Annotated in this window: 21 protein-coding genes; 8 read left to right on the forward strand and 13 right to left on the reverse strand. The window is 60.6% G+C overall.

Annotation, left to right across the window (positions count from 1 at the left end; translation table 11 throughout):
* Positions 1-68 precede the first annotated feature (68 nt).
* Positions 69-1,046: an NADPH:quinone oxidoreductase family protein gene (locus ATI14_RS05580; protein WP_016973074.1), complete on the forward strand. Its 978-nt coding sequence runs from the start codon at positions 69-71 to the stop codon at positions 1,044-1,046.
* A 290-nt stretch (positions 1,047-1,336) separates the two neighbouring features.
* The gene (glpT, locus tag ATI14_RS05585) at positions 1,337-2,674 is read left to right on the forward strand and encodes a glycerol-3-phosphate transporter (protein ID WP_016973075.1); all 1,338 of its coding nucleotides are present in this window, start codon (positions 1,337-1,339) and stop codon (positions 2,672-2,674) included.
* Here glpT and ATI14_RS05590 read toward each other — a convergent pair.
* Entirely contained in the window at positions 2,671-3,327 is a 657-nt protein-coding gene (locus ATI14_RS05590) for a gamma-glutamylcyclotransferase (RefSeq protein WP_016973076.1), read from the reverse strand. The genes glpT and ATI14_RS05590 overlap by 4 nt on opposite strands.
* A gap of 26 nt (positions 3,328-3,353) precedes the next feature.
* Positions 3,354-5,741: a TonB-dependent receptor plug domain-containing protein gene (locus tag ATI14_RS05595; protein ID WP_016973077.1), complete on the reverse strand. Its 2,388-nt coding sequence runs from the start codon at positions 5,739-5,741 to the stop codon at positions 3,354-3,356.
* A gap of 328 nt (positions 5,742-6,069) precedes the next feature.
* Here ATI14_RS05595 and ATI14_RS05600 point away from each other — a divergent pair, with 328 nt between their 5' ends.
* The gene (locus ATI14_RS05600) at positions 6,070-6,552 is read left to right on the forward strand and encodes a hypothetical protein (protein WP_016973078.1); all 483 of its coding nucleotides are present in this window, start codon (positions 6,070-6,072) and stop codon (positions 6,550-6,552) included.
* A gap of 133 nt (positions 6,553-6,685) precedes the next feature.
* Here the strand turns inward: ATI14_RS05600 and ATI14_RS05605 are convergent, their stop codons facing one another.
* The 6 genes from ATI14_RS05605 to ATI14_RS05630 form a co-directional block, all read right to left on the reverse strand.
* Entirely contained in the window at positions 6,686-7,654 is a 969-nt protein-coding gene (locus ATI14_RS05605; protein WP_016973079.1) for a CDP-6-deoxy-delta-3,4-glucoseen reductase, read from the reverse strand.
* A complete protein-coding gene (gene ubiD / locus ATI14_RS05610; RefSeq protein WP_016973080.1) occupies positions 7,654-9,120 on the reverse strand; it encodes a 4-hydroxy-3-polyprenylbenzoate decarboxylase in 1,467 nt (488 codons plus the stop codon). The genes ATI14_RS05605 and ubiD overlap by 1 nt, the downstream gene beginning before the upstream one ends.
* Positions 9,121-9,179: 59 nt before the next feature.
* A complete protein-coding gene (locus ATI14_RS05615; RefSeq protein ID WP_016973081.1) occupies positions 9,180-11,183 on the reverse strand; it encodes an acyltransferase family protein in 2,004 nt (667 codons plus the stop codon).
* 154 nt (positions 11,184-11,337) lie between these two features.
* Positions 11,338-12,597, reverse strand: a complete 1,260-nt coding sequence (gene rho / locus ATI14_RS05620) for a transcription termination factor Rho (protein WP_016973082.1) — start codon at positions 12,595-12,597, stop codon at positions 11,338-11,340.
* Positions 12,598-12,833: 236 nt separating this feature from the next.
* Positions 12,834-13,163 (reverse strand): thioredoxin TrxA, encoded by a 330-nt coding sequence (gene trxA / locus ATI14_RS05625; protein ID WP_003213989.1) that lies wholly within the window; start codon positions 13,161-13,163, stop codon positions 12,834-12,836.
* Positions 13,164-13,284: 121 nt separating this feature from the next.
* Positions 13,285-13,980, reverse strand: a complete 696-nt coding sequence (locus ATI14_RS05630; RefSeq protein ID WP_016973083.1) for a FadR/GntR family transcriptional regulator — start codon at positions 13,978-13,980, stop codon at positions 13,285-13,287.
* A gap of 255 nt (positions 13,981-14,235) precedes the next feature.
* Here ATI14_RS05630 and ATI14_RS05635 point away from each other — a divergent pair, with 255 nt between their 5' ends.
* The 4 genes from ATI14_RS05635 to ATI14_RS05650 are packed head-to-tail and all read left to right on the forward strand — an operon-like array spanning position 14,236 to position 17,078.
* A complete protein-coding gene (locus ATI14_RS05635) occupies positions 14,236-15,021 on the forward strand; it encodes a transporter substrate-binding domain-containing protein (RefSeq protein WP_016973084.1) in 786 nt (261 codons plus the stop codon).
* A 17-nt stretch (positions 15,022-15,038) separates the two neighbouring features.
* Positions 15,039-15,707 carry an amino acid ABC transporter permease gene (locus ATI14_RS05640; protein WP_016973085.1) on the forward strand — a complete coding sequence of 223 codons (669 nt, stop codon included), beginning with the start codon at positions 15,039-15,041 and terminating at the stop codon, positions 15,705-15,707.
* Positions 15,704-16,354, forward strand: a complete 651-nt coding sequence (locus tag ATI14_RS05645) for an amino acid ABC transporter permease (RefSeq protein ID WP_016973086.1) — start codon at positions 15,704-15,706, stop codon at positions 16,352-16,354. The genes ATI14_RS05640 and ATI14_RS05645 overlap by 4 nt, the downstream gene beginning before the upstream one ends.
* Complete coding sequence (locus ATI14_RS05650; protein ID WP_016973087.1) at positions 16,341-17,078, forward strand: amino acid ABC transporter ATP-binding protein; 738 nt, start codon at positions 16,341-16,343, stop codon at positions 17,076-17,078. The genes ATI14_RS05645 and ATI14_RS05650 overlap by 14 nt, the downstream gene beginning before the upstream one ends.
* On the opposite strand, the gene ATI14_RS05655 is transcribed toward ATI14_RS05650, so the two are convergent.
* From ATI14_RS05655 to ATI14_RS05670, 4 genes are all read right to left on the reverse strand, one after another.
* A complete protein-coding gene (locus tag ATI14_RS05655; protein WP_016973088.1) occupies positions 17,050-17,598 on the reverse strand; it encodes a DUF1120 domain-containing protein in 549 nt (182 codons plus the stop codon). The genes ATI14_RS05650 and ATI14_RS05655 overlap by 29 nt on opposite strands.
* Entirely contained in the window at positions 17,588-20,035 is a 2,448-nt protein-coding gene (locus ATI14_RS05660; RefSeq protein WP_080520157.1) for a fimbria/pilus outer membrane usher protein, read from the reverse strand. Before ATI14_RS05660 ends, ATI14_RS05655 begins: the two co-directional genes overlap by 11 nt.
* Positions 20,036-20,057: 22 nt before the next feature.
* Positions 20,058-20,774 (reverse strand): fimbria/pilus chaperone family protein, encoded by a 717-nt coding sequence (locus ATI14_RS05665; RefSeq protein WP_416055374.1) that lies wholly within the window; start codon positions 20,772-20,774, stop codon positions 20,058-20,060.
* Positions 20,775-20,879: 105 nt separating this feature from the next.
* Positions 20,880-21,527 carry a DUF1120 domain-containing protein gene (locus ATI14_RS05670; RefSeq protein WP_016973091.1) on the reverse strand — a complete coding sequence of 216 codons (648 nt, stop codon included), beginning with the start codon at positions 21,525-21,527 and terminating at the stop codon, positions 20,880-20,882.
* 482 nt (positions 21,528-22,009) lie between these two features.
* Between ATI14_RS05670 and ppx the strand changes: the two genes are divergently transcribed.
* Positions 22,010-23,512 carry an exopolyphosphatase gene (gene ppx, locus ATI14_RS05675; protein ID WP_016973092.1) on the forward strand — a complete coding sequence of 501 codons (1,503 nt, stop codon included), beginning with the start codon at positions 22,010-22,012 and terminating at the stop codon, positions 23,510-23,512.
* A 134-nt stretch (positions 23,513-23,646) separates the two neighbouring features.
* On the opposite strand, the gene ppk1 is transcribed toward ppx, so the two are convergent.
* A complete protein-coding gene (gene ppk1, locus ATI14_RS05680) occupies positions 23,647-25,869 on the reverse strand; it encodes a polyphosphate kinase 1 (RefSeq protein WP_016973093.1) in 2,223 nt (740 codons plus the stop codon).
* Positions 25,870-25,882 lie beyond the last annotated feature (13 nt).

Raw genomic sequence — 25,882 nt, forward strand, 5'->3', positions numbered from 1 at the left:
GCATGCTCGTTGACCCACGGGCCTGCCCTCCTACACTTATCGGCCACGATGCCAAAAGGAATAGTCCGATGAAAGCTGTGCTGTGCAAAGCCTTCGGCCCCGCCGAAACCCTGGTGCTGGAAGAGATCGAAAGCCCTGCGATCAAGAAGAACGAAATCCTGCTGGACGTGCACGCCGCCGGGGTCAATTTCCCGGACACCCTGATCATCGAGGGCAAATACCAGTTCAAGCCGCCCTTCCCGTTTTCGCCGGGTGGCGAAGCGGCGGGTGTGGTCAGTGAGGTCGGTGAAAAGGTCAGCCACTTGAAGGTGGGCGACCGCGTGATGGCGCTGACCGGCTGGGGCAGCTTTGCCGAGCAGGTCGCGGTGCCGGGCTACAACGTGCTGCCGATTCCGCCGAGCATGGACTTCAACACCGCCGCCGCCTTCAGCATGACCTACGGCACGTCGATGCACGCGCTGAAACAACGCGCCCACCTGCAACCCGGCGAAACCCTGCTGGTACTCGGCGCCTCCGGTGGCGTGGGCCTGGCCGCCGTGGAAATCGGCAAAGCCATGGGCGCCAGGGTGATTGCCGCCGCCAGTAGCGCCGACAAACTCGCCGTAGCCAAGGCGGCCGGGGCCGACGAGCTGATCAATTACAGCGAGGCCAACCTCAAGGATGAAATCAAGCGCCTGACCGACGGCAACGGCGTGGATGTGATCTACGACCCGGTGGGCGGCGACCTGTTTGACCAGGCCGTGCGCTCCATCGCCTGGAACGGCCGCCTGTTGGTGGTGGGGTTCGCCAGCGGGCGCATCCCCGAGTTGCCGGTCAACCTGGCGCTGCTCAAGGGCGCGTCCGTGGTCGGTGTGTTCTGGGGCTCGTTTGCCCAGCGCCAGCCGCAGGATAATGCGGCGAACTTCCAGCAACTGTTTACCTGGTATGCCGAGGGCAAGTTAAAGCCGCTGGTGTCGCAGGTGTATGCGCTGGAGCAGGCCGCTCAGGCGATCAATGACCTGGGGCAGCGCAAGGCTGTGGGCAAGGTCGTGGTCCAGACCCGGTAATTGACTTGAAAGGCACCCCATGTGGGAGCTGGCTTGCCTGCGATAGCAGTCTTTCAGTTACAGAAGTGTTAGCTGACAGACAGTCATCGCAGGCAAGCCAGCTCCCACATTTGTCTCCAGTGGTCTCAAGATCCAGCTACGACCAGCACGTGTCTATTCGCGACATGTTCATAAAAGAACATGCAATTGCTCTCATTTCCTGTGTTTGCAGATAAGAGGCGATGCTATTTTCGGTAACGAAACTGTAACATTCGCATCCGCAGTCAAAACAAGAAATTTGGAGCTCTTGAATGTTTGCTTTCTTTCGACCTGCCGCACACCAGGCACGCCTGCCTGAAGAAAAAATAGACAGTACCTACCGACGACTGCGCTGGCAGATCTTCGCCGGTATTTTCTTCGGTTATGCCGGGTATTACCTGCTGCGCAAAAACTTCTCCCTGGCCATGCCCTACCTGATCGACGAGGGTTACACCCGTGGCGAACTGGGCCTGGCGATGTCGGCGATTGCGATTGCCTACGGCCTGTCCAAGTTTTTGATGGGCCTGGTGTCCGACCGCTCCAACCCACGCTACTTCCTGACCTTCGGCCTGCTGGTATCGGCCGGGGTGATGTTCATTTTCGGTTTCGCACCTTGGGCCACGTCCAGCGTGACCATGATGTTCATTTTGCTGTTCATCAACGGCTGGGCCCAGGGCATGGGCTGGCCGCCAAGCGGGCGGACCATGGTGCACTGGTGGTCGCAGAAAGAACGCGGCGGCGTGGTGTCGGTGTGGAACGTGGCGCACAACGTCGGCGGCGGCCTGATCGGCCCGCTGTTCCTGCTGGGCATGGCCTGGTTCAACGACTGGCACGCGGCATTCTACGTGCCGGCGACCGTGGCCTTGCTGGTGGCGGCGTTTGCCTTCATCACCATGCGCGACACCCCGCAATCGGTGGGCCTGCCGCCGATCGAGGAATACAAAAACGATTACCCGGAAGGCTACAACGCCAGCCACGAAGAAGAATTCAGCGCCAAGGAAATCTTCGTCAAGTACGTGCTGCGCAACAAAATGCTGTGGTACATCGCCTTCGCCAACGTATTTGTCTATCTGCTGCGCTATGGCGTGCTGGACTGGGCGCCGACCTACCTGAAAGAAGCCAAGCACTTCAACGTGGATAAAACCTCGTGGGCGTACTTCTTCTATGAGTGGGCGGGCATTCCGGGCACGCTGCTGTGCGGCTGGATGTCGGACAAGATCTTCCGTGGCAACCGTGGCCTGACCGGCGTGGTGTTCATGGCACTGGTAACCGTGGCGACCCTGGTTTACTGGCTCAACCCGCCGGGCAACCCGATGATCGACATGATCGCGCTGTTCTCCATCGGCTTCCTGATCTACGGCCCGGTGATGCTGATCGGCCTGCAGGCGTTGGAACTGGCGCCGAAGAAAGCCGCCGGCACTGCTGCGGGTTTCACCGGTTTGTTCGGCTACCTGGGTGGTTCGGTCGCGGCCAGTGCGGCGATGGGCTACACCGTGGACCATTTTGGCTGGGATGGTGGTTTCGTACTGCTGGTCGGTGCGTGCCTGTTGGCGATTGCCTTCCTGCTGCCGACACTGCGACACACCAACAGCATCAGCGCGGCGCGTTAATCGCCGCCTGAACAGCCCTTGGCACAACGCTTGAGCCGCGCCTCCAGGTTTTTATCCGGCATGGCGTGGCTACGCAGGGCGTTGACGGTCTGCTCGACATAATCGCGAGTCGTGCCGTAACGCCCGCAAGCACTTTCCAGGACATGATTGAGCACGATGTCGGGCAAGTTGCCTGCATACGTCGGTAGATGCCGCTCCAGTACAAACCCCAGCGCCTGCACCTGGCTGCCATCTTCAAGACGGCAGTTGAGCCAGTGCGGCCGGTAGGAAGGGTATGGCATCTCGCGCTGCCATAAGGCGTAGAGCGAAGCTTCGAGCTGATCGTCCGGCAGGCGGTAGGCAAACCCGCTGCACGAGCCGCCCCGATCCAGCCCGAACACCAACCCCGGCGACTCCGGCGTACCGCGATGCTCCTGCGACCACAAATACAGCCCCCGGTGATAACCGTGGACCCGTGCCCGTACGCGCTCGGTCGAGGAACATTCAGGGCGCCAGATCAGCGAACCATAAGCGAAAAGCCAGACCGGCCCACCCTTATGCCGGGCCATGGTGGCCTGCATTGAGCTCATCAACTGTTCGTGAGTGAGTTGCGGCCCAAGATCGAGCCGCGGAGGGTAAGCCAATTGCATAAGATCAGATTCAATAACGGCCATGGCGAATCGCTTAGGTCTCCTGCGTACTACCAGTTATAGGCAACTTTACCGTAATAGAACGCGCCGCTGTAACCGTACGGCGAAAAAGTGCTATAGGCGAGGTTGCCGCCGCTGCTGGCGAACGCGTTGACCTTCTCCGGGTACTTGTCAGTGATGTTGTCGCCGCCCAAGGTGAAGGTCCAGTTCTTCAACTTATAGTCCGCCGACAGATCAAGGATCCAGGTCGCGTTGAAGGTCTGATCGTTGGCCTTGTCCGTCTGGTAACTGGTGAACTCACCGTAGCGCACCAGGTTGCTGTGCAGCGCCCAGTTGCCGTAGGTGAAATCGTTACCCAGCGTCAGCTTGTGCTGAGGTGTGGTGTCGCCCAGCAAACCGATCTGCTCGCGGCGGTCCACCCGCAACAGGTTGGCGCCCAGGCTGCCGAGAATGGCCGGGTTGGGCTTCACGTCCGTCACTTTGGTGTGGTTGTAGTTGTAGCCCACGGTGCTGTTCCAGCGGATACCGTTATCGAACTGGTAGCGATAGTTGGCCACCAGGTCGACGCCGTCGGTGCTGGTGTCGGTGGCGTTGGTGAAGTAGCGGGCGCTGGTGTAATTGATGTTGCCGACGCCGTTGGCCTGCAGGTAAGCGATGGTCGCCGGGTTGAGGTTGAGGTTGGACGACAGGCTGATGCGGTCGCGAATGTCGATGCGGTACACATCGAGCGTCAAGGTCAGGTCATCCGCCGGCTCCAGCACCAGGCCGAGGCTGTAGTTGCGCGACTTCTCGGCTTTCAGGTCTTCGGCACCCAGCAGGCGCGCCACCTGGCTGTTGGCCGGGAAGGTACCGGCTTCCTGAATGGTGCTGCCGATCAACTGCGACGAGGTGTAGGCAAAGTTCTGTTGGGCCAGGGACGGCGCGCGGAAACCGTTGGAAATGCTGCCGCGCAAGGCCACTTGCGGGGTGAAGTCGTAGCGGGCCGAGAGCGAGCCGCTGACGTTGGAGCCGAAATCACTGTAGTCCTCATGACGCACAGCAGCCGAGGCGCTGAGCTTTTCGGTGAAATTGGTTTCCAGGTCCAGGTACTGGGCCCAGTTGTGCCGCGAGCTGCTGCCGGCGTCGGCATCCCGGAAGCCGCCAAGGCCCGAGCTGCCGGTCTGGTAGTAGGACGCCGGGTCACCCGCCTCGATTTCATAGCCCTGATGCAGGTATTCGCCACCGAAGGCCACCGACACCGGATACGGCAGGAAGCCCACATCGAATTCGCGGGACAGATCCAGGCTGACCTGTTTCTGGTCATTGCTCAGCGTACCGTTGTTGAATTTGCGCGGTGTCGCCAGGCCCAGGGATGTGTTGATGGTTTCGGTGCTCAACTCGTACTGGTTCTTGCCGTAGTTGGCCGACAGGTCGTAGTGCCAGTCGTAGGCCAGCAAGCCGCGCAAGCCCACCACCAGCGAGGTGTCTTCAAGGTTGCCCTTGATCAGCGGCAGGTAACCGTTGGGGTTGAGCGCCGGGATGTTGTTGGACGCATTGCTCGCGCGGTAAAACGCTGCGGTTTCGCCACGCCGTTTGCTGTAGCCGCCGAAGGAGTAGAACTCGGCCGCATCGTTGAAGGAATATTCGGAGTTGAACTGGAATTTTCCTTCATTCGTCGCCGGCTCGCCCTGACGGAACACACGCTGGCCGTACGTAGTGGAACCTACGCTGGCCGGTCGGAAATCGTCCCCGGCGCGGTTGGTGTAATCGTTGTCGGCGCCTTCGCCGGAAACGTTGATAAAGCCGTTGTCGCCCAACGCAAAGCCGGTGTTGCCGCTGACATTACGCTGAATGCCGTCGCCCTTTTTGTACTCGCCGAACTTGCTGGAGACCGAGCCGCCGTGGTCGTCGTGCTTGAGGATTACGTTGATCACCCCGGCAATCGCGTCGGAGCCGTAACGGGCGGACGCGCCATCACGCAGCACTTCGATATGGTCCACCGCCGACAGCGGGATCGCGTTCAAATCCGCCGGAGCCGAACCCCGGCCCACGGCGCCGCCCAGGTTGACGAATGCACTGGTGTGGCGGCGCTTGCCGTTAACCAGCACCAGCACCTGATCCGGCGACAAGCCGCGCAGCTGCGCAGGCCGCACCAGCTCGGCGCCGTCCACCAGGCTTGGGCGCGGGAAGTTGATCGACGGAATCAGGCGTGCCAACACGGCCCCCAGCTCATCGGAGCCCGTGCTGCGCAAGGTGTCGCCGGAAATCACATCGATGGGCGACAGCGAAGCACTGGCGGTGCGCTCCTGGGCGCGGGTGCCGGTGACGATCACGGTGTCGAGTTTTGGTGCATCGGCGGTGGCCGCTTCGGCAGCCGATGCCTGGTTGAAGCCCGCGGCGGTCAGCAAATTCGCCGACAAAATCGCCGAGTACAGCGCGTGTTTCTTGTAGCTCCCCATACCGCTCCCCTGTGAATCAAAAATCAGAACGTCAGTGCTCTGAGTTCATACGATCGATCCGGCTGGCGGGCGGTAGCGGTCAGTTATTGGTGATTGGAAGAATTCGGTAGTCCGTTGAGATATAGCTTAAAGATATTTATGTAACAAATTAAATACCTTTAAGGAATATGCGAATGCATAAGCCCGGCGGCCCGCCCATCAGGATTGCACCCTGCAATCCCGGTACTTTCAGCGCCGGTTCAGCTTGGGCGCGCGCCGATCCGTCAAAATAGCGCGCACATCACGACCCCATTAGCCGCCCTTCAAACCGACTACCGAGGTCGCACCCATGAAAAAGTTTCGATTGCCCGGCCTGTTGTTGCTGGCCCAGGCCACCACCGCACTGGCTGCCGAAGTACCGCCCGCCAATGACGACAAGGGCTTCTGGTACGCGCAAACCAACGTGTACACCCGGCACTTTTCGCCGGACCCCAAGCACAACAATCATCAGGATTTGATCAATCTGGAGCGCAACGAAGCGTCAGGCTTTGTGTATGGCGGCGCGACATTTCGCAACTCGTTCAGCCAGCGCTCGTACTACGCCTACGCGGGCAAGCGCTATGACATGGCTGACTATCCGGTGTATCTGAAGCTGACAGGCGGGGCGATTCAGGGATATCGCGGCAAATACCGCGACAAAATTCCATTGAACCGATTCGGCGTTGCGCCGGTGATTATTCCTTCCGTGGGCACGCATTACGGACCGGTGGCGGCGGAGGTGGTGTTGCTGGGGTTCAATGCGGCGATGATCACGACCGGCGTGCGGTTCTAAAAGCACACACCAATCCTTGTGAGAGCTGGCTTGCCTGCGATTGCGGCGGGTCAGTGCAATGTGTGCAAGCTGACACACCGCTATCGCAGGCAAGCCAGCTCCCACAGGTTAATCAGTGTTTCTGTGGTCGGCTTCAGGGCCGAGGGGCATAGGCAAACACATCCGCGCGCATCTGGTGCGCATCCATGCCGGCTTCGACCAGCGCATCCAGCGTGCCGTAGATCATTGCCGGTGAGCCGCTGGCATAGACGTGCACGGCCTTGAGGTCGCTGATGTCTTCGCACACCGCTTCGTGCAACAGCCCGCAGCGCCCTTCCCAACCGCACAAGTCGCTGACGACTTTGTGCAAGTACAGGTTGGGCAGTTGCTGCCACTGGTCCCAGTGTTCGATCTCATAGAAATCTTCCGGGCGCCGCACACCCCAGTACAGGTGCACCGGGTGTTTGAAGCCGGAGGCGCGGCAATGCTCGATCAGGCTGTGCATTTGCGCCATGCCGGTGCCGGCAGCGATCAACACCAGTGGCCCGTCCGGCAGCTCCGCCAGGTGCGTGTCGCCAAATGGCAGCTCGATGCGCGCCATCTGGTTGCGCTGCAACTGTTCAAGCAGGTTGCGCGCGCTGTCCTCACGGGCCAGCACATGCAGCTCCAGATCACGCCCGGCGTGGGGCGCCGAAGCCAGGGAAAACGCGGATTTCTCGCCGCTTTCCCGCTCAATCATCAGGTATTGCCCGGCGTGGTAACGCACGGCCTTGCCGGCCGGGGCACGCAGGCGCACGCGCCATACATCGCCACCGACTTCCACGCACTCACTCAATTGGCACGACAACTTGCGCAACGGCAACTCTCCCGGCGCCAGCACGCCATCCCACAACACAACGCAATCTTCCAGCGGCTCGGCGATACAGGTGTAGAACTCACCATGGTCACGCACCTCGCCAGCCTGCTGCACCCGGCCTTCCACCAGCAGTGCCGCGCACACATGGCACACGCCATTGCGACAGGCCTGCGGGCATTCGTAGCCCAGGCGGCGCGCGCCTTCAAGGATTCGCTCGCCAGGTACCAGCTGCAGAATGGCGCCGGAAGGTTGCAGGGTTACACGCATCAATCTATTCCCAGTTCTTTCCAGATTGCATCGACACGCGCGGTCACGGCTTCATCCTTGACGATCACCCGGCCCCACTCGCGGGTGGTTTCACCCGGCCATTTATGGGTGGCATCCAGACCCATTTTCGAGCCCAGGCCCGATACCGGGGAGGCGAAGTCGAGGTAGTCGATCGGCGTGTTGTCGATCATCACCGTGTCGCGCTTGGGGTCCATGCGCGTGGTGATGGCCCAGATCACGTCATTCCAGTCGCGGGCATTGATGTCGTCGTCGGTGACGATAACGAACTTGGTGTACATGAATTGTCGCAAAAACGACCACACACCGAGCATTACGCGCTTGGCGTGGCCGGGGTACGACTTCTTCATGGTCACAACGGCCATGCGGTACGAGCACCCTTCGGGCGGCAAATAGAAGTCGGTGATTTCCGGGAACTGCTTCTGCAGGATCGGCACGAACACTTCGTTCAACGCCACGCCGAGAATGGCCGGCTCATCCGGCGGACGGCCGGTGTACGTGCTGTGGTAAATCGGTTTGATCCGGTGGGTGATGCGCTCGACGGTGAACACCGGGAAGCTGTCGACTTCGTTGTAGTAACCGGTGTGGTCGCCGTAGGGGCCTTCATCGGCCATTTCGCCCGGATGGATCACGCCTTCGAGGATGATTTCAGCGGTGGCCGGCACTTGCAGGTCGTTGCCACGGCACTTCACCAGCTCCGTGCGGTTGCCACGCAGCAGGCCGGCGAAAGCGTATTCAGACAGGCTGTCGGGCACCGGCGTCACGGCGCCGAGGATGGTCGCAGGATCAGCGCCCAGGGCCACGGAAACCGGAAACGGCTTGCCAGGGTGCTTTTCGCACCACTCGCGAAAGTCCAGCGCGCCGCCACGGTGGCTCAGCCAACGCATGATGACCTTGTTGCGGCCGATCACCTGCTGGCGGTAGATACCGAGGTTCTGGCGGTCCTTGTTCGGGCCCTTGGTGACGGTCAGGCCCCAGGTGATCAGCGGGCCGACGTCGCCGGGCCAGCAGGTCTGCACCGGCAGCATGGCCAGGTCGACGTCATCGCCTTCAATAACCACCTCCTGGCACACCGCGTCCTTGACCACTTTGGGGGCCATGGCAATGATCTTGCGGAAGATCGGCAGCTTCGACCAAGCGTCCTTCAGGCCCTTGGGCGGCTCGGGCTCTTTGAGGAAGGCCAGCAGCTTGCCGATCTCGCGCAGCTCGCTGACGGACTCGGCGCCCATGCCAAAGGCCACGCGTTCGGGGGTACCGAACAGGTTGCCCAGCACCGGGATATCAAAGCCGGTCGGGTTTTCGAACAGCAGCGCCGGGCCCTTGTTACGCAGGGTGCGGTCGCAAATCTCAGTCATCTCCAGCACCGGGGAAATCGGCATCTGGATACGTTTCAACTCTCCGCGCTGCTCAAGTTGCTGCACGAAATCCCGAAGATCCTTGAATTTCATTAACCATGCCACCCGTAAAATAGGCGTACATCCTACCTGCTCTTACGCACGCTGGCAGCTTATTGCGCGTCAATACGACTCACGCCCGACTCAACGGAGACCTCGCGCAAGGTGTTGAAGAAGGGGTCAAGGAAGCTTTCCACATACTGTGTGCCTACCCTCGACAGATGGTTGTCATCGGTATACAGCGACTGGCCACCCCGCTCGACACGGCACCAACCCTTTGCATCGCACAGCTTTGGCGTTGGATCCAGCACTTGAACCTCCGGATCAGCCCCCGCGATTTGAGCAAATACAGCGCTTATATAAGCTTGACGCTCAAGGTGTTCAGCCAAAGGCAAACCTTCCCTGTCGGTAGGACGCCCCAGCATTGCCAAACGGCTAAGCCGATAAGGTACGTTGAATTCCTGCAACGGCACCTCCTTGACCAGCCAGACCCGATGCCCGTTGGCTCGCAGTTGCTGCACCAGCCCACTCACGCCTTCGAAGAACAGGTGCTCGGCGACACCCCGGTCATACTTGCCGGTTACCGGATCATGAATGGAAGCGCCGGTATCGCCATTGCGCTCACCATAGACGTACAGACTCCAGCGGGCGACCAGCACCACATCACTGAATGAGTCTTTGCTTAACAGCTGGGTGACACGCTGGTTATAGGCCCTGCACCCTGGGGTGTTTTCTTTGCGGGCAAAGGGCACGCAGCCGGAATAACCGGCTTGTGTAATGCTCAAGCCAAACTTGCCCGCCGCTTCTTCAAGTGCCGGCACCAACGCCGCAGCGTGGCTGTCACCCCAGACCAGTGCACGCGAGGCTCCGGTTTGCGGGCCAAAATGGCAGAGTTCACGGTGATTGTTCTTTTTGTCATCCGACAGGCAGCTCATCAGGTCAGGCGCCCAGGTATAAGCGTCGGCAAATTGCAGCGCCTGCGGCGACAACCGCCAGGTGAAACCATCCGACCAGACCAGACCTTTGCCGATCAACCCCAAACCGGCGAGCCCAACAAAACCTGCCGCCAGAACCGCACGATTGCCCGCCAGCAGGCGCCGCTCCCGGAAGGGCCCCTCGACAAACCGCCAGGACACATAGCCCAACAGCAGGCTCAATACGAACAGCGCCGCGACCTCCCATTGCGTCAGGCCAAAAATACTCGCGTACTTGCCAAACACCAGGACCGGCCAGTGCCACAGGTACCACGAGTAGGAAATCAGCCCGATCCCCACCAGCAGTCGGCTGCCGAGCAACTGCCCGATCAGGGTGCGTTGCTGGCCGTTGGCCCAGATCAGCCCCACCACGCCCATGACCGGCAACAGCGCCGCGGCCCCCGGGAAGGCGGTATTGGCGTCATAGCCCAATACCGCCACCAGGATCAGTCCCAGGCTGGCGGCACTGACGAGTTGCGCCAGCGTCGGGCTGATACGCTGGGCCCGTGCCGGCATAACGGCCAGCATGGAGCCTGCCAACAGCTCCCAGGCGCGCATGGGTAACAGGAAAAAGGCTTTTTCGGGGGCCACGGACACAGCCCACACACTTGCCGCAAACGACACCAGCAGCAATACGAACAAAGCGGCACGCCACTGTTTCAAGCGGCTCGACAGCACCGCCAATACCAGCGGAAACGCGATATAGAACTGTTCTTCAACCGACAGTGACCAGGTGTGCAACATCGGCTTCATGTCGGAGGCGGTTTCGAAGTAACCGTCCTGACGCATGAAGAACAGGTTGGAGATGAAAATCACCTGGTTATGAATTGAGCGGCCCAGTTCGGAATAATCCTTGGGTGCCATCAAAAACCAGCCGGCCACCAAAGACACAAACATCATCACCAGCAACGCCGGCAGGATCCGCCTGGCACGACGCGCCCAGAAATTCAAAAAGCTGAAGTTGCCTGTTTCACGCTCACGCAAAATGATCGAGGTGATCAGGAAGCCCGAGATCACGAAGAATACGTCTACGCCAACAAAGCCCCCCGAAAGCCCGGGAACGCCAAAATGGAACAAAACCACAGCGAGGACAGCAATGGCACGCAGGCCATCAATGTCTCTTCGGTATGCAAGTGCGGTCATAAATCTCAATCAGCCTGATACAAATGGAGAAGAGCGTAAGCGTGCTGGCCTTTTTTGTTTCTTTACTGACACTCTCGGCACACAAACCTCCCTGTTTGGCGCAAAAAAAATGGCACCCCAAAGGGCACCATTTTCTCCGGCGTTAAACGCCTTGTTACTTACGCTTCATCGACAGGAAGAACTCGTCGTTGGTTTTGGTGGTTTTCAGCTTGTCCACCAGGAACTCGATCGCTGCAACTTCATCCATCGGGTGCAGCAGCTTGCGCAGAATCCACATACGCTGCAGTTCGTCGTCGGCAGTCAGCAACTCTTCACGGCGAGTGCCGGAGCGGTTGATGTTGATGGCCGGGAACACACGCTTTTCAGCGATACGACGGTCCAGAGGGAGCTCCATGTTGCCGGTACCCTTGAACTCTTCGTAGATCACTTCGTCCATCTTCGAGCCGGTTTCAACCAGCGCGGTGGCGATAATGGTCAGCGAGCCGCCTTCTTCGATGTTCCGCGCAGCACCGAAGAAACGCTTTGGTTTCTCCAGGGCGTGGGCATCGACACCACCGGTCAATACCTTGCCGGAGCTCGGGATCACGGTGTTGTAGGCGCGAGCCAGACGCGTGATGGAGTCGAGCAGGATCACCACGTCCTTTTTGTGTTCGACCAGGCGTTTGGCCTTCTCGATCACCATTTCGGCAACCTGCACGTGGCGGGTTGGCGGCTCGTCGAACGTGGAGGCAACCACTTCGCCGCGCACGGTGCGCTGCATTTCGGTCACTTCTTCCGGACGCTCATCGATCAACAGTACGATCAAGTGAACTTCAGGGTTGTTGCGCGCGATGTTCGCTGCAATGTTCTGCAGCATGATGGTCTTACCGGCTTTCGGCGGTGCGACGATCAGACCACGCTGGCCCTTGCCGATCGGCGCGCACAGGTCGATCACACGGCCGGTCAAGTCTTCGGTGGAACCGTTGCCGGCTTCCATCTTCATGCGCACGGTCGGGAACAGCGGGGTCAGGTTCTCGAAGAGAATCTTGTTTTTCGCGTTCTCCGGGCGGTCGAAGTTGATGGTGTCGACCTTGAGCAGCGCGAAATAACGCTCGCCTTCCTTAGGAGGGCGGATCTTGCCAACGATGGTGTCACCGGTGCGCAAGTTGAAGCGACGGATCTGGCTCGGCGAGACGTAGATATCGTCCGGGCCGGCGAGATAGGACGCGTCTGCAGAGCGGAGGAAGCCGAAGCCGTCCTGGAGAATCTCCAGCACGCCATCACCGGAGATTTCCTCGCCGCTTTTCGCGTGCTTCTTGAGCAGGGAGAAAATCACGTCCTGCTTGCGCGAACGGGCCATATTTTCTATGCCCATTTCTTCGGCCAATTGAAGCAGGTCGGTAATCGGCTTTTGCTTGAGTTCAGTCAGATTCATATAGGAATGACGTAATCATTTATGGAGGGGGGGAAATTAAGCTTTTGGCTTAATGAGGCCGCGCCGCAGAGAAGGCGACAGGATCGCGTACTAATCGAAAAGGAATGCGTCGGCGACGGCTTGCAGGGGGCAGTGGAGAAACCAGTGCGGGGCCGAATGTAACACCTGAATTTCGGAGCGTCTAGCCCTGTTTCACGAAAAAGCCCCGCTGATTGGCGGGGCTTTTTTGACGACGCTTAGATGTTCGCGTCGAGGAAAGCTTGCAGCTGAGACTTCGACAGCGCGCCCACTTTAGTGGCTTCGACGTTGCCGTTCTTGAACAGCATCAGCGTCGGGATACCACGCACGCCATGCTTGGCCGGGGTTTCCTGGTTGTCGTCGATGTTCAGCTTGGCAATGGTCAGTTTGCCTTCGTAGGTGGTCGCAATGTCGTCCAGAACAGGGGCGATCATTTTGCAAGGGCCGCACCATTCAGCCCAGTAGTCAACCAGCACCGGGCCTTGAGCCTTGAGTACTTCGGCCTCAAAGGTCGCGTCGGTGACGTGCTTGATAAGATCGTTGCTCATGGATGTCTCCGGAATGTAAGCAAAAAAAACGTGGCCCATCATAGCCGCCCTTCCCCCGTTCAGGAAGCCGCCTCTGATTGAGTCTTGCTATGGTGGTGCATGAGTTTGGGTATCGCCCGGCTCAAGGCACCACGGGGGTGGCGAAGGCGATGCCGGTGCGCAATGCCGCGTTGCGTACGTGTTCCTGCATGGTTTTCTGCGCCGCCGCGCTGGCGCGACGGGCCAGGGCGCGCAGGATTTTGCGGTGCTCCTGCCAGGTTTCCATGGCCCGCTCCGGTCGGATGAACGGTAGCTTCTGACTCTCCAGAAACACGTCGGCACTGGCACTCAGGATACTCACCATCGCCTGATTGCCGCTGGCCAGCAAGATGCGCTGGTGAAATTCGAAATCCAGCCGGGCGGCAGCTTCAAAGTCGCCAGCCTTGAGCACTTTGCGCATCGCCTCGACGTTGTCTTCCAGGCCGTCCAGCTCATCGAGGGTCAAGGTTATCGCCGCCAAACCGGCTGCAAACCCCTCGAGGGCGTAGCGCAACTGGAAAATATCCAGCGGCGTGGCCTGCGCCGCAAACGGCCAGGCAAACCCTGGTGCTTCGTCCACGGCCTGCACAAACACACCTTTACCTGGTTGCACGCTGACCACGCCCAGGGCGCTGAGGGACGACAACGCCTCGCGCAACGACGCCCGGCTGACCCCCAACTGCACCGCCAGGTCACGCTGGGACGGCAACGCATCACCCGCCGAGAAGCCCTGCTCCTTGATCAGTTTGCGGATGGCCTGCAGGGCCGCTTCCGGTACGGCTTGGGCAATGGAATTCATAAAAAACTCAAGGTTCCAGTCAACTGAGCGGCTAGTTGTAAAGCTATTCGCAGCCGGCGGCAAGCCACGCCCCAAAGGGGCTCGCGGGGTTTTCGCGGCGCTCGAAAAAGGTGCGAAAAGCGCGGGCACTGTTCAGACCAGTAAGACCACCGCGCCTCAACAAATCCCAGCGTTACAGGCGATCTACAGCGTGATGGCATGGGCTGTGCACTGCACCCCAACAGAAAATTCCTTCGCCATTTCCGGAGAGTTGCCATGACCAAGCGCTACAGCGCCCTGCTCACTGCCGTGTTCGCCAGCCTGATGCTGAGCCACGCACCCGCCCAGGCCAACGGTCTGGACGATATCGTTGCCCGTGGCACCCTCAAGGTCGCCGTGCCTCAGGACTTCCCGCCGTTCGGCTCGGTCGGCCCGGACATGAAACCCCGCGGCCTGGACATCGACACCGCCAAGCTGCTGGCCGACCAGCTCAAGGTCAAGCTGGAGCTGACCCCGGTCAACAGCACCAACCGCATCCCGTTCCTGACCACCGGCAAGGTTGACCTGGTGATTTCCAGCCTGGGCAAAAACGCCGAGCGCGAGAAGGTCATCGACTTCTCCAAGGCCTATGCCCCCTTCTACCTGGCTGTGTTCGGCCCGCCTGACGCGCCGATCAGCACCACCGACGACCTCAAAGGCAAAACCATCAGCGTCACCCGTGGCGCCATCGAAGACATCGAGCTGACCGCCGTGGCGCCCAAGGAAGCCACGATCAAGCGCTTCGAAGACAACAACTCCACCATCGCCGCCTACCTGGCCGGCCAGGTTGACCTGATTGCCAGCGGCAACGTGGTGATGGTCGCCATCAGCGAGCGCAACCCGAAACGCGTACCGGCGCTGAAAGTGAAGCTCAAGGATTCGCCGGTGTACGTGGGCGTGAACAAGAACGAGCCGGCCCTGTTGGAGAAGGTCAACCAGATCCTCGTGGCGGCCAAGGCCGACGGCAGCCTGGAAAAGAACGCGATGCAATGGCTCAAAGAGCCGCTGCCGGCTGACCTCTGAAGCGACGGAGCTGATTCATGGCGTATCAATTTGACTTTGTGCCGGTGCTGGCCAACACCGACCTGCTGTTGCGCGGCGCCCTGTTCACGCTGGAGCTGACGGCCATCGGCGCCCTTCTCGGCGTGGCCCTGGGCACCGTCGGCGCGGTGGTAAGGGCGTGGAAGATCCAGCCGTTCGCCTGGTTCTTCGGGGTGTATGTCGAGTTGATCCGCAACACGCCGTTTCTGGTGCAGTTGTTCTTCATCTTCTTCGGCCTGCCGTCCCTGGGGCTGAAGATCACCGAGTGGCAAGCTGCCGTGCTGGCGATGGTGATCAACCTCGGGGCTTACTCGACCGAGATCATCCGCGCCGGCATCCAGGCCATACCGCGTGGCCAGCTCGAAGCCGCCGCCGCATTGGCGATGACGCGTTTCGAAGCGTTCCGCCACGTGGTGCTGCTGCCGGCGCTGGGCAAGGTGTGGCCGGCCCTGAGCAGCCAGATCATCATCGTGATGCTCGGCTCGGCGGTGTGCTCGCAAATTGCCACGGAAGAGCTGAGCTTTGCCGCCAACTTTATCCAGTCGCGCAACTTCCGCGCCTTTGAAACCTATGCACTGACCACGTTGGTGTACCTGTGCATGGCGTTGATGATTCGCCAGTTGCTCAACTGGATCGGCCGCCGCTACGTGATGAGGAACAGCCGATGAGTGATTTCTCCTTCTGGGACATCGTGCGCAACCTGGCCACCGGCCTGCAGTGGACGCTGTTGCTGTCGCTGGTGGCGTTTGTCGGCGGCGGCGTGATCGGCTTGCTGGTGATGACGATGCGCATCAGCCGCAATGCCTTCCCGCGCAACGTTGCCCGCACCTATATCGAACTGTTCCAGGGCACGCCGTTGCTGATGCAGCTATTCCTGGTGTTTTTCGGCATCGCCCTGCTCGGTGTGGATATCTCGCCATGGCTGGCAGCCGCTATTGCCTTGACCCTGTTTACCAGCGCCTACCTCGCCGAAATCTGGCGCGGTTGCGTCGAGTCCATCGCCCACGGGCAATGGGAAGCCTCAGCCAGCCTGGCGCTTAACCCGTTTGAGCAGCTGCGCTACGTCATTCTTCCCCAGGCCCTGCGAATTGCCGTGGCGCCCACCGTGGGTTTCTCGGTGCAAGTGGTTAAAGGCACCGCAGTGACCTCGATTATCGGCTTTACCGAACTCACCAAAACCGGCGGCATGCTCGCCAACGCCACGTTCGAGCCCTTTATGGTCTACGGGCTGGTGGCGCTTGGTTACTTTTTGCTCTGCTACCCCTTGTCCCTCAGTGCGCGCTACCTGGAAAGGAGACTGCATGCCTCTGCTTAGAATTTCCGCCCTGCATAAGTATTACGGCGATCACCACGTACTCAAGGGCATCGACCTGACGGTTGAAGAAGGCCAGGTGGTGGCGATCATCGGCCGCAGCGGCTCGGGCAAGTCCACCTTGCTGCGTACCCTCAATGGCCTTGAATCGATCAACGACGGTGTGATCGAAGTCGACGGCGAATACCTGGATGCCGCCCGCGCCGACCTGCGCACCCTGCGGCAGAAAGTCGGCATGGTGTTCCAGCAATTCAACCTGTTCCCGCACCTGACGGTGGGCGAGAACGTGATGCTCGCACCGCAAGTGGTGCAAAAAGTGCCCAAGGCCAAGGCCGTGCAACTCGCAAAACAGATGCTGGAGCGCGTCGGGCTGGGCGAGAAATTCGATGCCTTCCCCGACCGCCTGTCCGGCGGCCAGCAACAACGTGTTGCCATTGCCCGTGCGCTGGCCATGTCGCCCAAAGTGTTGTTGTGCGATGAAATCACCTCGGCCCTGGACCCGGAACTGGTCAACGAAGTGCTCAGCGTGGTGCGCCAACTGGCCAAAGACGGCATGACGCTGATCATGGTGACCCACGAAATGCGCTTCGCCCGGGAAGTCGGCGACAAGCTGGTGTTCATGCACCAGGGCAAGGTGCATGAAGTGGGCGATCCCAAAACCCTGTTTGCCAACCCCAGGACGCCGGAATTCGCCAACTTCATTGGCTCGGTGGAACAGCCGGGCTGATCAGCTCGAAACTGCCCTGCCCCTCCAGCGGTGTTTCATCGCGCACGTCCAGTGCATGGGCGGGCAGTTCTGCGTCGATCTCGAGCTGGGCTGTCAGGCGTCGGCCGACCATCGGTATCCCGCCCAGCCGAGCCAACAAGGTCTGGCCGGGCAGCAGTTGCCCACTGGCCGGCTCGCCGGGCAAGTGGGCAGCCGCCCAGCCGATAGCATGCCCATCCACCTGGGCGTGCTGGAGGCTGAGGTGAAAACGCCCTTGGCGGCCAAACTGAAAGCCCCGCCCGTCGGCAGCCCCGATAAATCTCAAGCCCATTGGCACAGGTTCTACGCACACAACATTCAGGCTCACTCTGCGTGGGCCAAGCGCGAAGCTTGCACCCCCCACCCGCGCTTCCCGGCGAATGGCACCATAGTCGATACGTGGCTGGCTCAAGGACAGCCGGCAGTTTTCCGCCCGCGCGTCAAAGGCCACCAGCAGGGTAAACAGCGCCAGCCACGGCAGGCCTGCGAGGTTAACGGGCATGGCACACCGCCGAGGTCGATTCATAAAACTTGTCCTGTTCAGGTTTATTTCCAGGCGCTAAACGCAGTAGGCACGAGGAAGCATCCGGCAGCGCAACCCGCAGGCTTTGCGACTCACTGACGTCATTCAGGAAAATCATGCCGTCGCCCACCACACTGGTCAGAAAACGATCACCTTTGCCGAACACCGCCGCGCCCTGTGGCAACGGCCGGCCTTGCTGATCGCTCGCCGTGAGCAGGATGCGACGCACGTTCACCACATCGAACCCCACGGCATTGAAGGACCCTCGCCCCGCCGCGAGCACCTGGGTGCCATTCTTCAGATCGACGCGCCTGGGCAAGGACCGGGTCTGCACCTCGACCCGGCTGTTGGTGTACGCCGGCAAGCCTGCGATCACCGCTTGCCCGCTGAAATCGGTCCATACCGGGCCTTGGGGCGTCTCGATTTCGGCGGAGCCGATGTCGCCGACTTTCACCACGCCGAAGGTGTCCTGCACGGTGTAGGGCGAGAACGTCACACCGCCTTCATGAGCCACCAGGCCGCCCTGCAACTGCCCGGTGTAGCTGGTGCCCAGCGGGTCGCGGCTGACCCCGAGGCCAACCCGTGTGTAGCGCGGCAGCATGTCCACTTGCCCGCGAAAGGATTGCTCCCTGGACCTGAGATCTCGCTCCACACCCACTTCGTAATTCACGGACTCTTTGACCCGGTCGCTGAACGCCGTGCCCGCAGTGAACCGCTCCCCACGACGGCTGGTGTAGCTGTTCACTCGGCGATCGCCGCCCAGCGGCACGCTGACCTGCAGCCGTATCGACAGGTCCTCGTCCTGCCGGTTGCTCGACGATGCTGCGTCCCGGCGAGCGCGTGTGCCGCCGACCTGTGAATCGGCAATCAACGCAACATCGGCGTAGCGCATGGATTTGTTCCACGAGGCAAACACATGTTCAGAGGTTTGCCGGTCAAATTGCGCACTGCGGGTATACCCCAGGGCAAACACCCCCAGCGAGGGATCGGCCCAGCTCATGCCCGCCGTGTATTGATGTTTGAACCGCGAACCCAGCTCATCGGCCTTGAGCGATCGGCCTGCTTCAAGCACCTCGCGATAACCCTGGCTTTGACTGGTCGCACTGAAGTTCACGTCGAGATGGGCGAACAACGGGCTACTGACAGACACGCTGCTGCGCGCACCGGACACCGCATTTTTACTGTCCCGGGACAGGTTCTGACGAACCCCCATGGAAACCCGCTGGAAAAAAACGCTGCTCAAGGTGCCGCCTGCCGACCAGTAGTCATCGGTACTCAATAAGCCGAAACCCGCGGAAGAATCGCGCCCCAGCCCCCAAGTGCCACTGCCCATGGCAACCACAGGTGACGGGCCTTCCTCTGCAGTGCTGCGACGCAGCCTGCCCAGCGAAAAGTAATAGCCGGGCGCGGTCGGCACCGCACCGGCGAAAGACGCTGCGGGCACTACAAAGCTGCGCCTGGCGCCCCGCACATCAATCACGCTGACCTCAAGGTCGCTGGTGCCATTGAGCAACGGCAGCCCCGTCAGCCGGAACGGGCCTTCGGGCACCAGCGTGGTATGGATCAACACGCCGGACTGCCGCACCTCAACCCGCGACTGGCTCTGGGCCAGGCCCTCGACCACCGCGTTGTTGCTGCCGGACGACGCCCGGGATTGGCCGTCCGGGGAAAACTGCAGGCCCGACAGCTGTATCCCGCCGAACAGCGGGTTGTTACTGGACAGTTGCCCCACCTGGAAAGTCGATTGCAGCGCGGCGATGTCGCGTTGTGCGAAGGCGTACAGGTGTTCGGTACGCGCCTTGCCGTTATCGGACACATAGAACTGGCGGCTGCGGACAATCCAGTCCTCCCAATTGAACCCCGCCTCGGTATACGCCGACACAAACCGGCTCGGCCCGCTGCGCGAGCGGCTGTCGAAGCCCTGCACGTCATAGTTGAACAACGCCGCCGCGCCGCCCCTGGAAAAATGCCCGGCCTCCCATTCGGGACCACGCTGGGATTGCGTCGGTACCACCAGCGCCACTTCATCCGTACCGGGGCGCAAACGCACCATCGTCGTCGGGAATGCCCCGAGAAAGTCATGGCAAGCCTGGTCTGGCGAGGCGGCTTTGACGAGGACCCTTTCAGGCTTTACCAACCCGGCTTTCTGAAGCAAACCCGGCGTGAAGCACAACTGGCCCTGCCGGTCGAAGCGCGCGTCCACCAGCCCAAGCGGGTTGCCATTGACCCGCAACCCCACCACCTGCACGCCTTCGCGAAACCGCGCCGCGCTGCGAAAGTAATCAGACACCTTTGGGTCAATGCCGTGGGCCGTGAGCGCCGCAAGGTCGAAGCCCTCTCCCAGCTCCAGCGCGGTGACCAGACCGGGCAGGCCCCACAGCGTGGCAAACCCGACAAACAGGGACGAGGTGGCCATCGACGGACCTTTCATGAGGCGATCACCCCTCATCGGCGTTGATCGGCGCCCGGTAATGATCTACCGAGAACCCATAAACCGTGGCCGGCTGGATCTCGACCTCCGTGACGCTGCCCAGCGGGCTGTCAGCCTTCGCCGCCAGCGTTTCCCCCGGCAGGATATAAGTGCGCGGCAGCATGGCCAGCGCGCGCTGTGGCAATAGTTGTACGTCCGGCGCGAGGCGTACCACGTAGGCGCTGTCGTTATGAACCGTCAGGCGTTCACCCGCCCGCTTCCACTTCAGCAACTCCCAGGGCGTGTGATGCCGGGGCAGGCCCTGCGGATGCAGGATCAACGGCAAGTTCTGACGCAGGGTGATACCGATGGTCGCCCCACCCGCAGCGCGCGCCTGGGGGATGCCCTCGAAGGACACGCGCTTGAGCCGCTGGGTCTTGAGCGGTGTCTTCAAGGTGCTGATAAAGCGCACCAATTGCGTGTCACCCGCCTCCACCCGTGTAATGGGCGGCGTGACAATCAACAGCGGCTCCGGGTCTTCAGGAATGTTTTCCACCACCGAATGCAATAACGCAGGCCCCGCATCGGTGTTCTTGATATTCAATGTGGCTTCACCGTCCTCCTCATACAGCACGACAACGGTGGTTTCCGGCAACATGCCATCCGCAACGGCAACAGCAGCCAACAAAACGCAAGTGCCGAGATAACCTGACAACGCGTTACTTATTATTGATAAACCACGCACTTACTATTCCCCGCAACCGTTCAAGTTGGTGATTGACATCCAGGCACCCACAAAAAAACAGCCAACCAGAAAGTATGAATTTCCCGATTGGCTGTTTTCAGTCGTTTAGATGTAACTCAGTACCAGCGTGGCGCGACCATCAATGGATATATCGCGACTCAGGTCCAGGTCCTGAGCCCTGTTGATGACCGCCCTGACTGCAAGCGTGCCGGTCAACTGGTTGATGGAAACCGGGGCAAGCGTGGTGCTGTTGCGCCACGAGTACTGATGTGGCGATTGGGCGACCTTGCCATCGCTGACCTGCCACGCGCCTGCGCCGGTGCGCATGATGGGATACAGCGCCACGCCGGATGTGCGCAGGTCCCTGAGCGTGACCGAGTAACCACCGGTTCGACGGGCGCCGACCGCGCCAAGACCAAAGTTCTGCGCTTCGGTGAAGCCTGCTCCCAGGATGCCCGGCACCTTGCTGCCTGCCTGCAGGTCGGTGAACGTGATGCCGAACTTCGCCGGCGTGCTCCCGCAATTAACCACCAGGGACGTGCTGCGCTCCTCGCGCGGAGTGAATGCCGCCTGGGACAGCTCACCTGAACGAATGGTGCCGTAATCGATAATGCCACTGCCCGCCAGGCTCAGGTTGCACGCCGCGGGGGTAATCGTACCCCGGACGACCAGTTGCGCACTGGTGGTTGCCTGGGCGCTCAGGGCCGAAGCCAGGCAGACGATACCGAGAGTCAAACCAACAATCTTTTTCATGCTTGTCCTGTCACTGAAAAGTTATCAGGCGCTGTTTATTTGTGTCCTGGCGACTCCATCGCCCAACGTTTTATCTTCCCGGATATATACAGCCATAAATAAATAACACCCAGGCACAATTGCCGGGTGCCAGTCTGTCGCTTTGGCCCTTCACTAAAGAATCAGACAACACATCAGTGCGTGTGGGAGGGGTAAAAATAATTGGTCGCTTTAGACCACTGACCGGGTAGTCCGAACCAAAATAACGAACAGCGTTTTGAGTACCTATCTGTAAGAAGTTTCTTTAGGAAGTTCACGACAATGCATAGTTAAAACTTCTTACAACCACTGCGGACACATTTACCTCAAGCCCATAAAACGCCCTACATTTACGCCAGGAACTCTGCGCAGACAGCCTCAGAAAAATTACTAAGGCACAACGCGTTGGCGTCAGCGGTCGATCGTGGCACGATGGCTGGGTTATCGACCGAGACCCCCAAACCATGCCGCAATCCCAAGCCAAGAATCTGTCCCTGATCGCCGCCATCGACCTGGGCTCCAACAGCTTCCACATGGTCGTGGCCAAGGCCCAGAACGGCGAAATCCGCATCCTTGAGCGGCTCGGCGAAAAAGTACAACTGGCCGCCGGAATCGACGACGAGCGCCAACTCAACGAAGAATCCATGCAGCGCGGGCTCGACTGCCTCAAGCGCTTCGCCCAATTGATCAACGGCATGCCGCTGGGCGCCGTACGAATCGTCGGCACCAACGCGCTGCGCGAAGCCCGCAACCGTGGCGAATTCATCCGCCGTGCCGAGGAGATCCTTGGCCACCCGGTGGAAGTCATTTCCGGTCGTGAAGAAGCGCGCCTGATCTACCTCGGCGTGTCCCACACGCTGGCCGATACCCCCGGCAAACGCCTGGTCGCCGACATCGGCGGCGGCAGTACCGAATTCATCATTGGGCAACGGTTTGAGCCGTTGCTGCGCGAAAGCCTGCAGATGGGCTGCGTGAGTTTTACCCAGCGTTATTTCAAGGACGGCAAGATCACCCCGGCACGCTATGCCCAGGCCTACACGGCGGCGCGGCTGGAGATCATGAGCATCGAGCACGCCCTGCACCGCCTGACCTGGGATGAGGCCATCGGCTCGTCCGGCACCATCCGCGCCATCGGCCTGGCCCTCAAGGCCGGCGGCCATGGCACGGGCGAGGTCAACGCCGAAGGCTTGGCGTGGCTCAAGCGCAAGCTGTTCAAGCTCGGCGATGCGGAGAAAATCGACTTTGACGGCATCAAGCCCGACCGCCGCGCCATTTTCCCGGCCGGGCTGGCGATTCTCGAAGCCATCTTCGATGCCCTCGAACTGCAACGCATGGACCACTGCGACGGCGCCCTGCGCGAAGGCGTGCTGTATGACCTGCTGGGCCGCCATCACCACGAAGACGTTCGCGAACGTACGCTCACCTCGCTGATGGAGCGTTACCACGTTGATCTGGAACAAGCCGTGCGTGTTGAGCGCAAAGCCTTGCACGCCTTCGACCAGGTGGCCGAGGACTGGGACCTGGAAGACGGCGTCTGGCGCGAGCTGCTGGGCTGGGCCGCCAAGGTGCATGAAGTGGGCCTGGATATCGCCCACTACCATTACCACAAGCACGGCGCCTACCTGATCGAGCACTCCGACCTCGCCGGTTTCTCCCGCGAAGATCAACAGATGCTCGCCCTGCTGGTGCGCGGCCACCGCCGTAACATTCCAAAAGACAAATTCGCCGAATTCGGCGACGAAGGCATCAAGCTGATTCGCCTGTGCGTACTGCTGCGCTTTGCGATCCTGTTCCACCACATCCGTGGCACCCAGGAAATGCCCCAGGTGACCCTGCGCGCCAATGGCGACAGCCTCGATGTGGTGTTCCCCAAAGGCTGGCTGGATGAGAACCAGCTGACCCAGGCGGACTTTGCCCAAGAGGCGGAGTGGCTGACGCGGGTGGGGTTCACGCTGAACCTGCGGTAACGCGGTCCCAAGAACACTGCAAAAAAATGTGGGAGCGGGCTTGCCCGCGATGACGGAGTGTCAGTCTATGCATCTTTGACTGACCTGCCGCCATCGCGGGCAAGCCCGCTCCCACATTAGGTTTGTGTTGGCTGTTAGTTCACCGACAGAATCGGGCTGCCCAACTTCTCCAGCAAGGTTGCCTGGGCACTGCGCGGGTTCTGGTTGCCGGTCGGTGTGTTGCGCACGTAGCGCCCGTCAGGCTGCAGGCTCCAGCTGTGGGTGTTGTCGGTCAGGTAGCTTTCCAGCTCCTTCTTGACGCGCATGATCAGCTTCTTGCCTTCCACCGGGAAGCAGGTCTCCACACGCTTGTCGAGGTTGCGCTCCATCCAGTCGGCGCTGGAAAGGAACATCTGCTCTTCACCGCCGTTGAGGAAGTAGAACACGCGGGTGTGTTCCAGGAAGCGGCCGATGATCGAACGCACGTGGATGTTGTGCGAAACACCCGCAATGCCTGGACGCAGGCAGCACATGCCGCGCACCACCAGGTCGATACGCACGCCGGACTGGCTGGCCTTGTACAGCGCGCGGATGATCTTCGGATCGGTCAGCGAGTTGAACTTGGCGATGATGTGCGCCGGTTTGCCGTCCAGCGCGAACTGGGTCTCGCGGGCAATCATATCGAGCATGCCCTTCTTGAGCGTGAACGGCGCGTGCAGCAGCTTCTTCATGCGCAAGGTCTTGCCCATGCCGATCAGCTGGCTGAACAGCTTGCCGACGTCTTCACACAAGGCGTCGTCGGAGGTCAGCAGGCTGTAGTCGGTGTAGAGCTTGGCGTTGCCGGCATGGTAGTTGCCGGTGCCCAAGTGGGCGTAGCGCACGATCTCGCCGGCTTCGCGGCGCAGAATCAGCATCATCTTGGCGTGGGTCTTGAAGCCGACCACGCCGTAGATCACCACCGCCCCCGCCGCTTGCAGGCGGCTGGCCAGTTGCAGGTTGGACTCTTCGTCAAACCGCGCACGCAACTCGATCACGGCGGTGACTTCCTTGCCGTTACGCGCGGCGTCGACCAGGGCATCGACGATTTCCGAGTTGGCGCCGGAACGGTACAGCGTCTGGCGTACGGCCAGTACGTGCGGGTCCTTGGCGGCCTGGCGCAGCAAGTCGACCACCGGGGTGAACGACTCGAACGGGTGCAACAGCAGAATGTCCTGCTTGCTCACCACGCTGAAAATGTTCTCGCTGTTTTGCAGCAGCTTCGGGATCTGCGGCGTGAACGGCGTGTATTGCAACTCCGGATGGCTGTCCAGGCCGGTGATGCTGAACAGGCGCGTGAGGTTCACTGGGCCATTGACCTGGTACAGCTCGCTCTCGCTCAGGTTGAACTGCTTGAGCAAGTAATCCGAGAGGTGTTTGGGGCAGGTGTCGGCCACTTCCAGACGCACCGCATCGCCGTAACGGCGCGAGAACAGCTCGCCGCGCAGGGCGCGGGCCAAGTCTTCGACGTCTTCGGAGTCCAGCGCCAAGTCGGCGTTACGGGTCAGGCGGAACTGGTAGCAGCCCTTGACCTTCATGCCCTGGAACAGGTCATCGGCGTGGGCGTGGATCATCGACGACAGGAATACATAGTTGTCGCCAGCGCCCCCTACCTCTTCCGGTACCTTGATGATGCGCGGCAACAGGCGCGGCGCCGGGATGATCGCCAGGCCCGAGTCGCGGCCAAAGGCATCGATGCCTTCCAGCTCAACGATGAAGTTGAGGCTCTTGTTCACCAGCAACGGGAACGGGTGCGTCGGGTCCAGGCCAATGGGCGTGATGATCGGCGAGATCTCGTCACGGAAGTAACGGCGCACCCAGGTTTTGATCTTGGTGGTCCAGTGACGGCGACGGATGAAGCGAACCTGATGTTTTTCCAGTTCCGGCAGCAAAATATCGTTGAGGATCGCGTATTGGCGGTCCACATGGCCGTGCACCAGCTCGCTGATGCGCGCCAGGGCCTGATGCGGCTGCAGGCCATCGGCGCCGGCCTGTTCGCGGGCGAAGGTGATTTGTTTCTTGAGGCCGGCGACGCGGATCTCGAAGAACTCGTCCAGGTTGCTGGAGAAGATCAGCAGGAATTTCAGCCGCTCCAGCAACGGGTAGGACTCATCCAGCGCCTGCTCCAGCACGCGAATGTTGAATTGCAGTTGTGACAGCTCGCGGTGGATGTACAGGCTGCTGTCATCCAGGTTGGTCACCGCCACCACCGGGGCCGGCACAGGCGCCTCGGCCACCACGGCAGGCGGCGCGGGCTCAAGCTCCGGCGGGGTCTCGGTGACTTGTTCCACCACCGGGTGAGCGTCTTTTACGGCAACTTCGGAGAGTCCTTCGGTATTCATCGAGTGTTCCTGT

Source organism: Pseudomonas tolaasii NCPPB 2192 (assembly GCF_002813445.1).
GTDB classification, from domain to species: Bacteria; Pseudomonadota; Gammaproteobacteria; order Pseudomonadales; family Pseudomonadaceae; genus Aquipseudomonas; species Aquipseudomonas tolaasii.

What these genes read in the sequence shown, in the direction of transcription:
- ATI14_RS05580 (WP_016973074.1), top strand. Translation starts at nt 69, where the DNA reads ATGAAAGCTGTGCTGTGCAAAGCCTTCGGCCCCGCCGAAACCCTGGTG.
- glpT (WP_016973075.1), top strand. Translation starts at nt 1,337, where the DNA reads ATGTTTGCTTTCTTTCGACCTGCCGCACACCAGGCACGCCTGCCTGAA.
- ATI14_RS05590 (WP_016973076.1), bottom strand. Translation starts at nt 3,327, where the DNA reads ATGGCCGTTATTGAATCTGATCTTATGCAATTGGCTTACCCTCCGCGG.
- ATI14_RS05595 (WP_016973077.1), bottom strand. Translation starts at nt 5,741, where the DNA reads ATGGGGAGCTACAAGAAACACGCGCTGTACTCGGCGATTTTGTCGGCG.
- ATI14_RS05600 (WP_016973078.1), top strand. Translation starts at nt 6,070, where the DNA reads ATGAAAAAGTTTCGATTGCCCGGCCTGTTGTTGCTGGCCCAGGCCACC.
- ATI14_RS05605 (WP_016973079.1), bottom strand. Translation starts at nt 7,654, where the DNA reads ATGCGTGTAACCCTGCAACCTTCCGGCGCCATTCTGCAGCTGGTACCT.
- ubiD (WP_016973080.1), bottom strand. Translation starts at nt 9,120, where the DNA reads ATGAAATTCAAGGATCTTCGGGATTTCGTGCAGCAACTTGAGCAGCGC.
- ATI14_RS05615 (WP_016973081.1), bottom strand. Translation starts at nt 11,183, where the DNA reads ATGACCGCACTTGCATACCGAAGAGACATTGATGGCCTGCGTGCCATT.
- rho (WP_016973082.1), bottom strand. Translation starts at nt 12,597, where the DNA reads ATGAATCTGACTGAACTCAAGCAAAAGCCGATTACCGACCTGCTTCAA.
- trxA (WP_003213989.1), bottom strand. Translation starts at nt 13,163, where the DNA reads ATGAGCAACGATCTTATCAAGCACGTCACCGACGCGACCTTTGAGGCC.
- ATI14_RS05630 (WP_016973083.1), bottom strand. Translation starts at nt 13,980, where the DNA reads ATGAATTCCATTGCCCAAGCCGTACCGGAAGCGGCCCTGCAGGCCATC.
- ATI14_RS05635 (WP_016973084.1), top strand. Translation starts at nt 14,236, where the DNA reads ATGACCAAGCGCTACAGCGCCCTGCTCACTGCCGTGTTCGCCAGCCTG.
- ATI14_RS05640 (WP_016973085.1), top strand. Translation starts at nt 15,039, where the DNA reads ATGGCGTATCAATTTGACTTTGTGCCGGTGCTGGCCAACACCGACCTG.
- ATI14_RS05645 (WP_016973086.1), top strand. Translation starts at nt 15,704, where the DNA reads ATGAGTGATTTCTCCTTCTGGGACATCGTGCGCAACCTGGCCACCGGC.
- ATI14_RS05650 (WP_016973087.1), top strand. Translation starts at nt 16,341, where the DNA reads ATGCCTCTGCTTAGAATTTCCGCCCTGCATAAGTATTACGGCGATCAC.
- ATI14_RS05655 (WP_016973088.1), bottom strand. Translation starts at nt 17,598, where the DNA reads ATGCCCGTTAACCTCGCAGGCCTGCCGTGGCTGGCGCTGTTTACCCTG.
- ATI14_RS05660 (WP_080520157.1), bottom strand. Translation starts at nt 20,035, where the DNA reads ATGGCCACCTCGTCCCTGTTTGTCGGGTTTGCCACGCTGTGGGGCCTG.
- ATI14_RS05670 (WP_016973091.1), bottom strand. Translation starts at nt 21,527, where the DNA reads ATGAAAAAGATTGTTGGTTTGACTCTCGGTATCGTCTGCCTGGCTTCG.
- ppx (WP_016973092.1), top strand. Translation starts at nt 22,010, where the DNA reads ATGCCGCAATCCCAAGCCAAGAATCTGTCCCTGATCGCCGCCATCGAC.
- ppk1 (WP_016973093.1), bottom strand. Translation starts at nt 25,869, where the DNA reads ATGAATACCGAAGGACTCTCCGAAGTTGCCGTAAAAGACGCTCACCCG.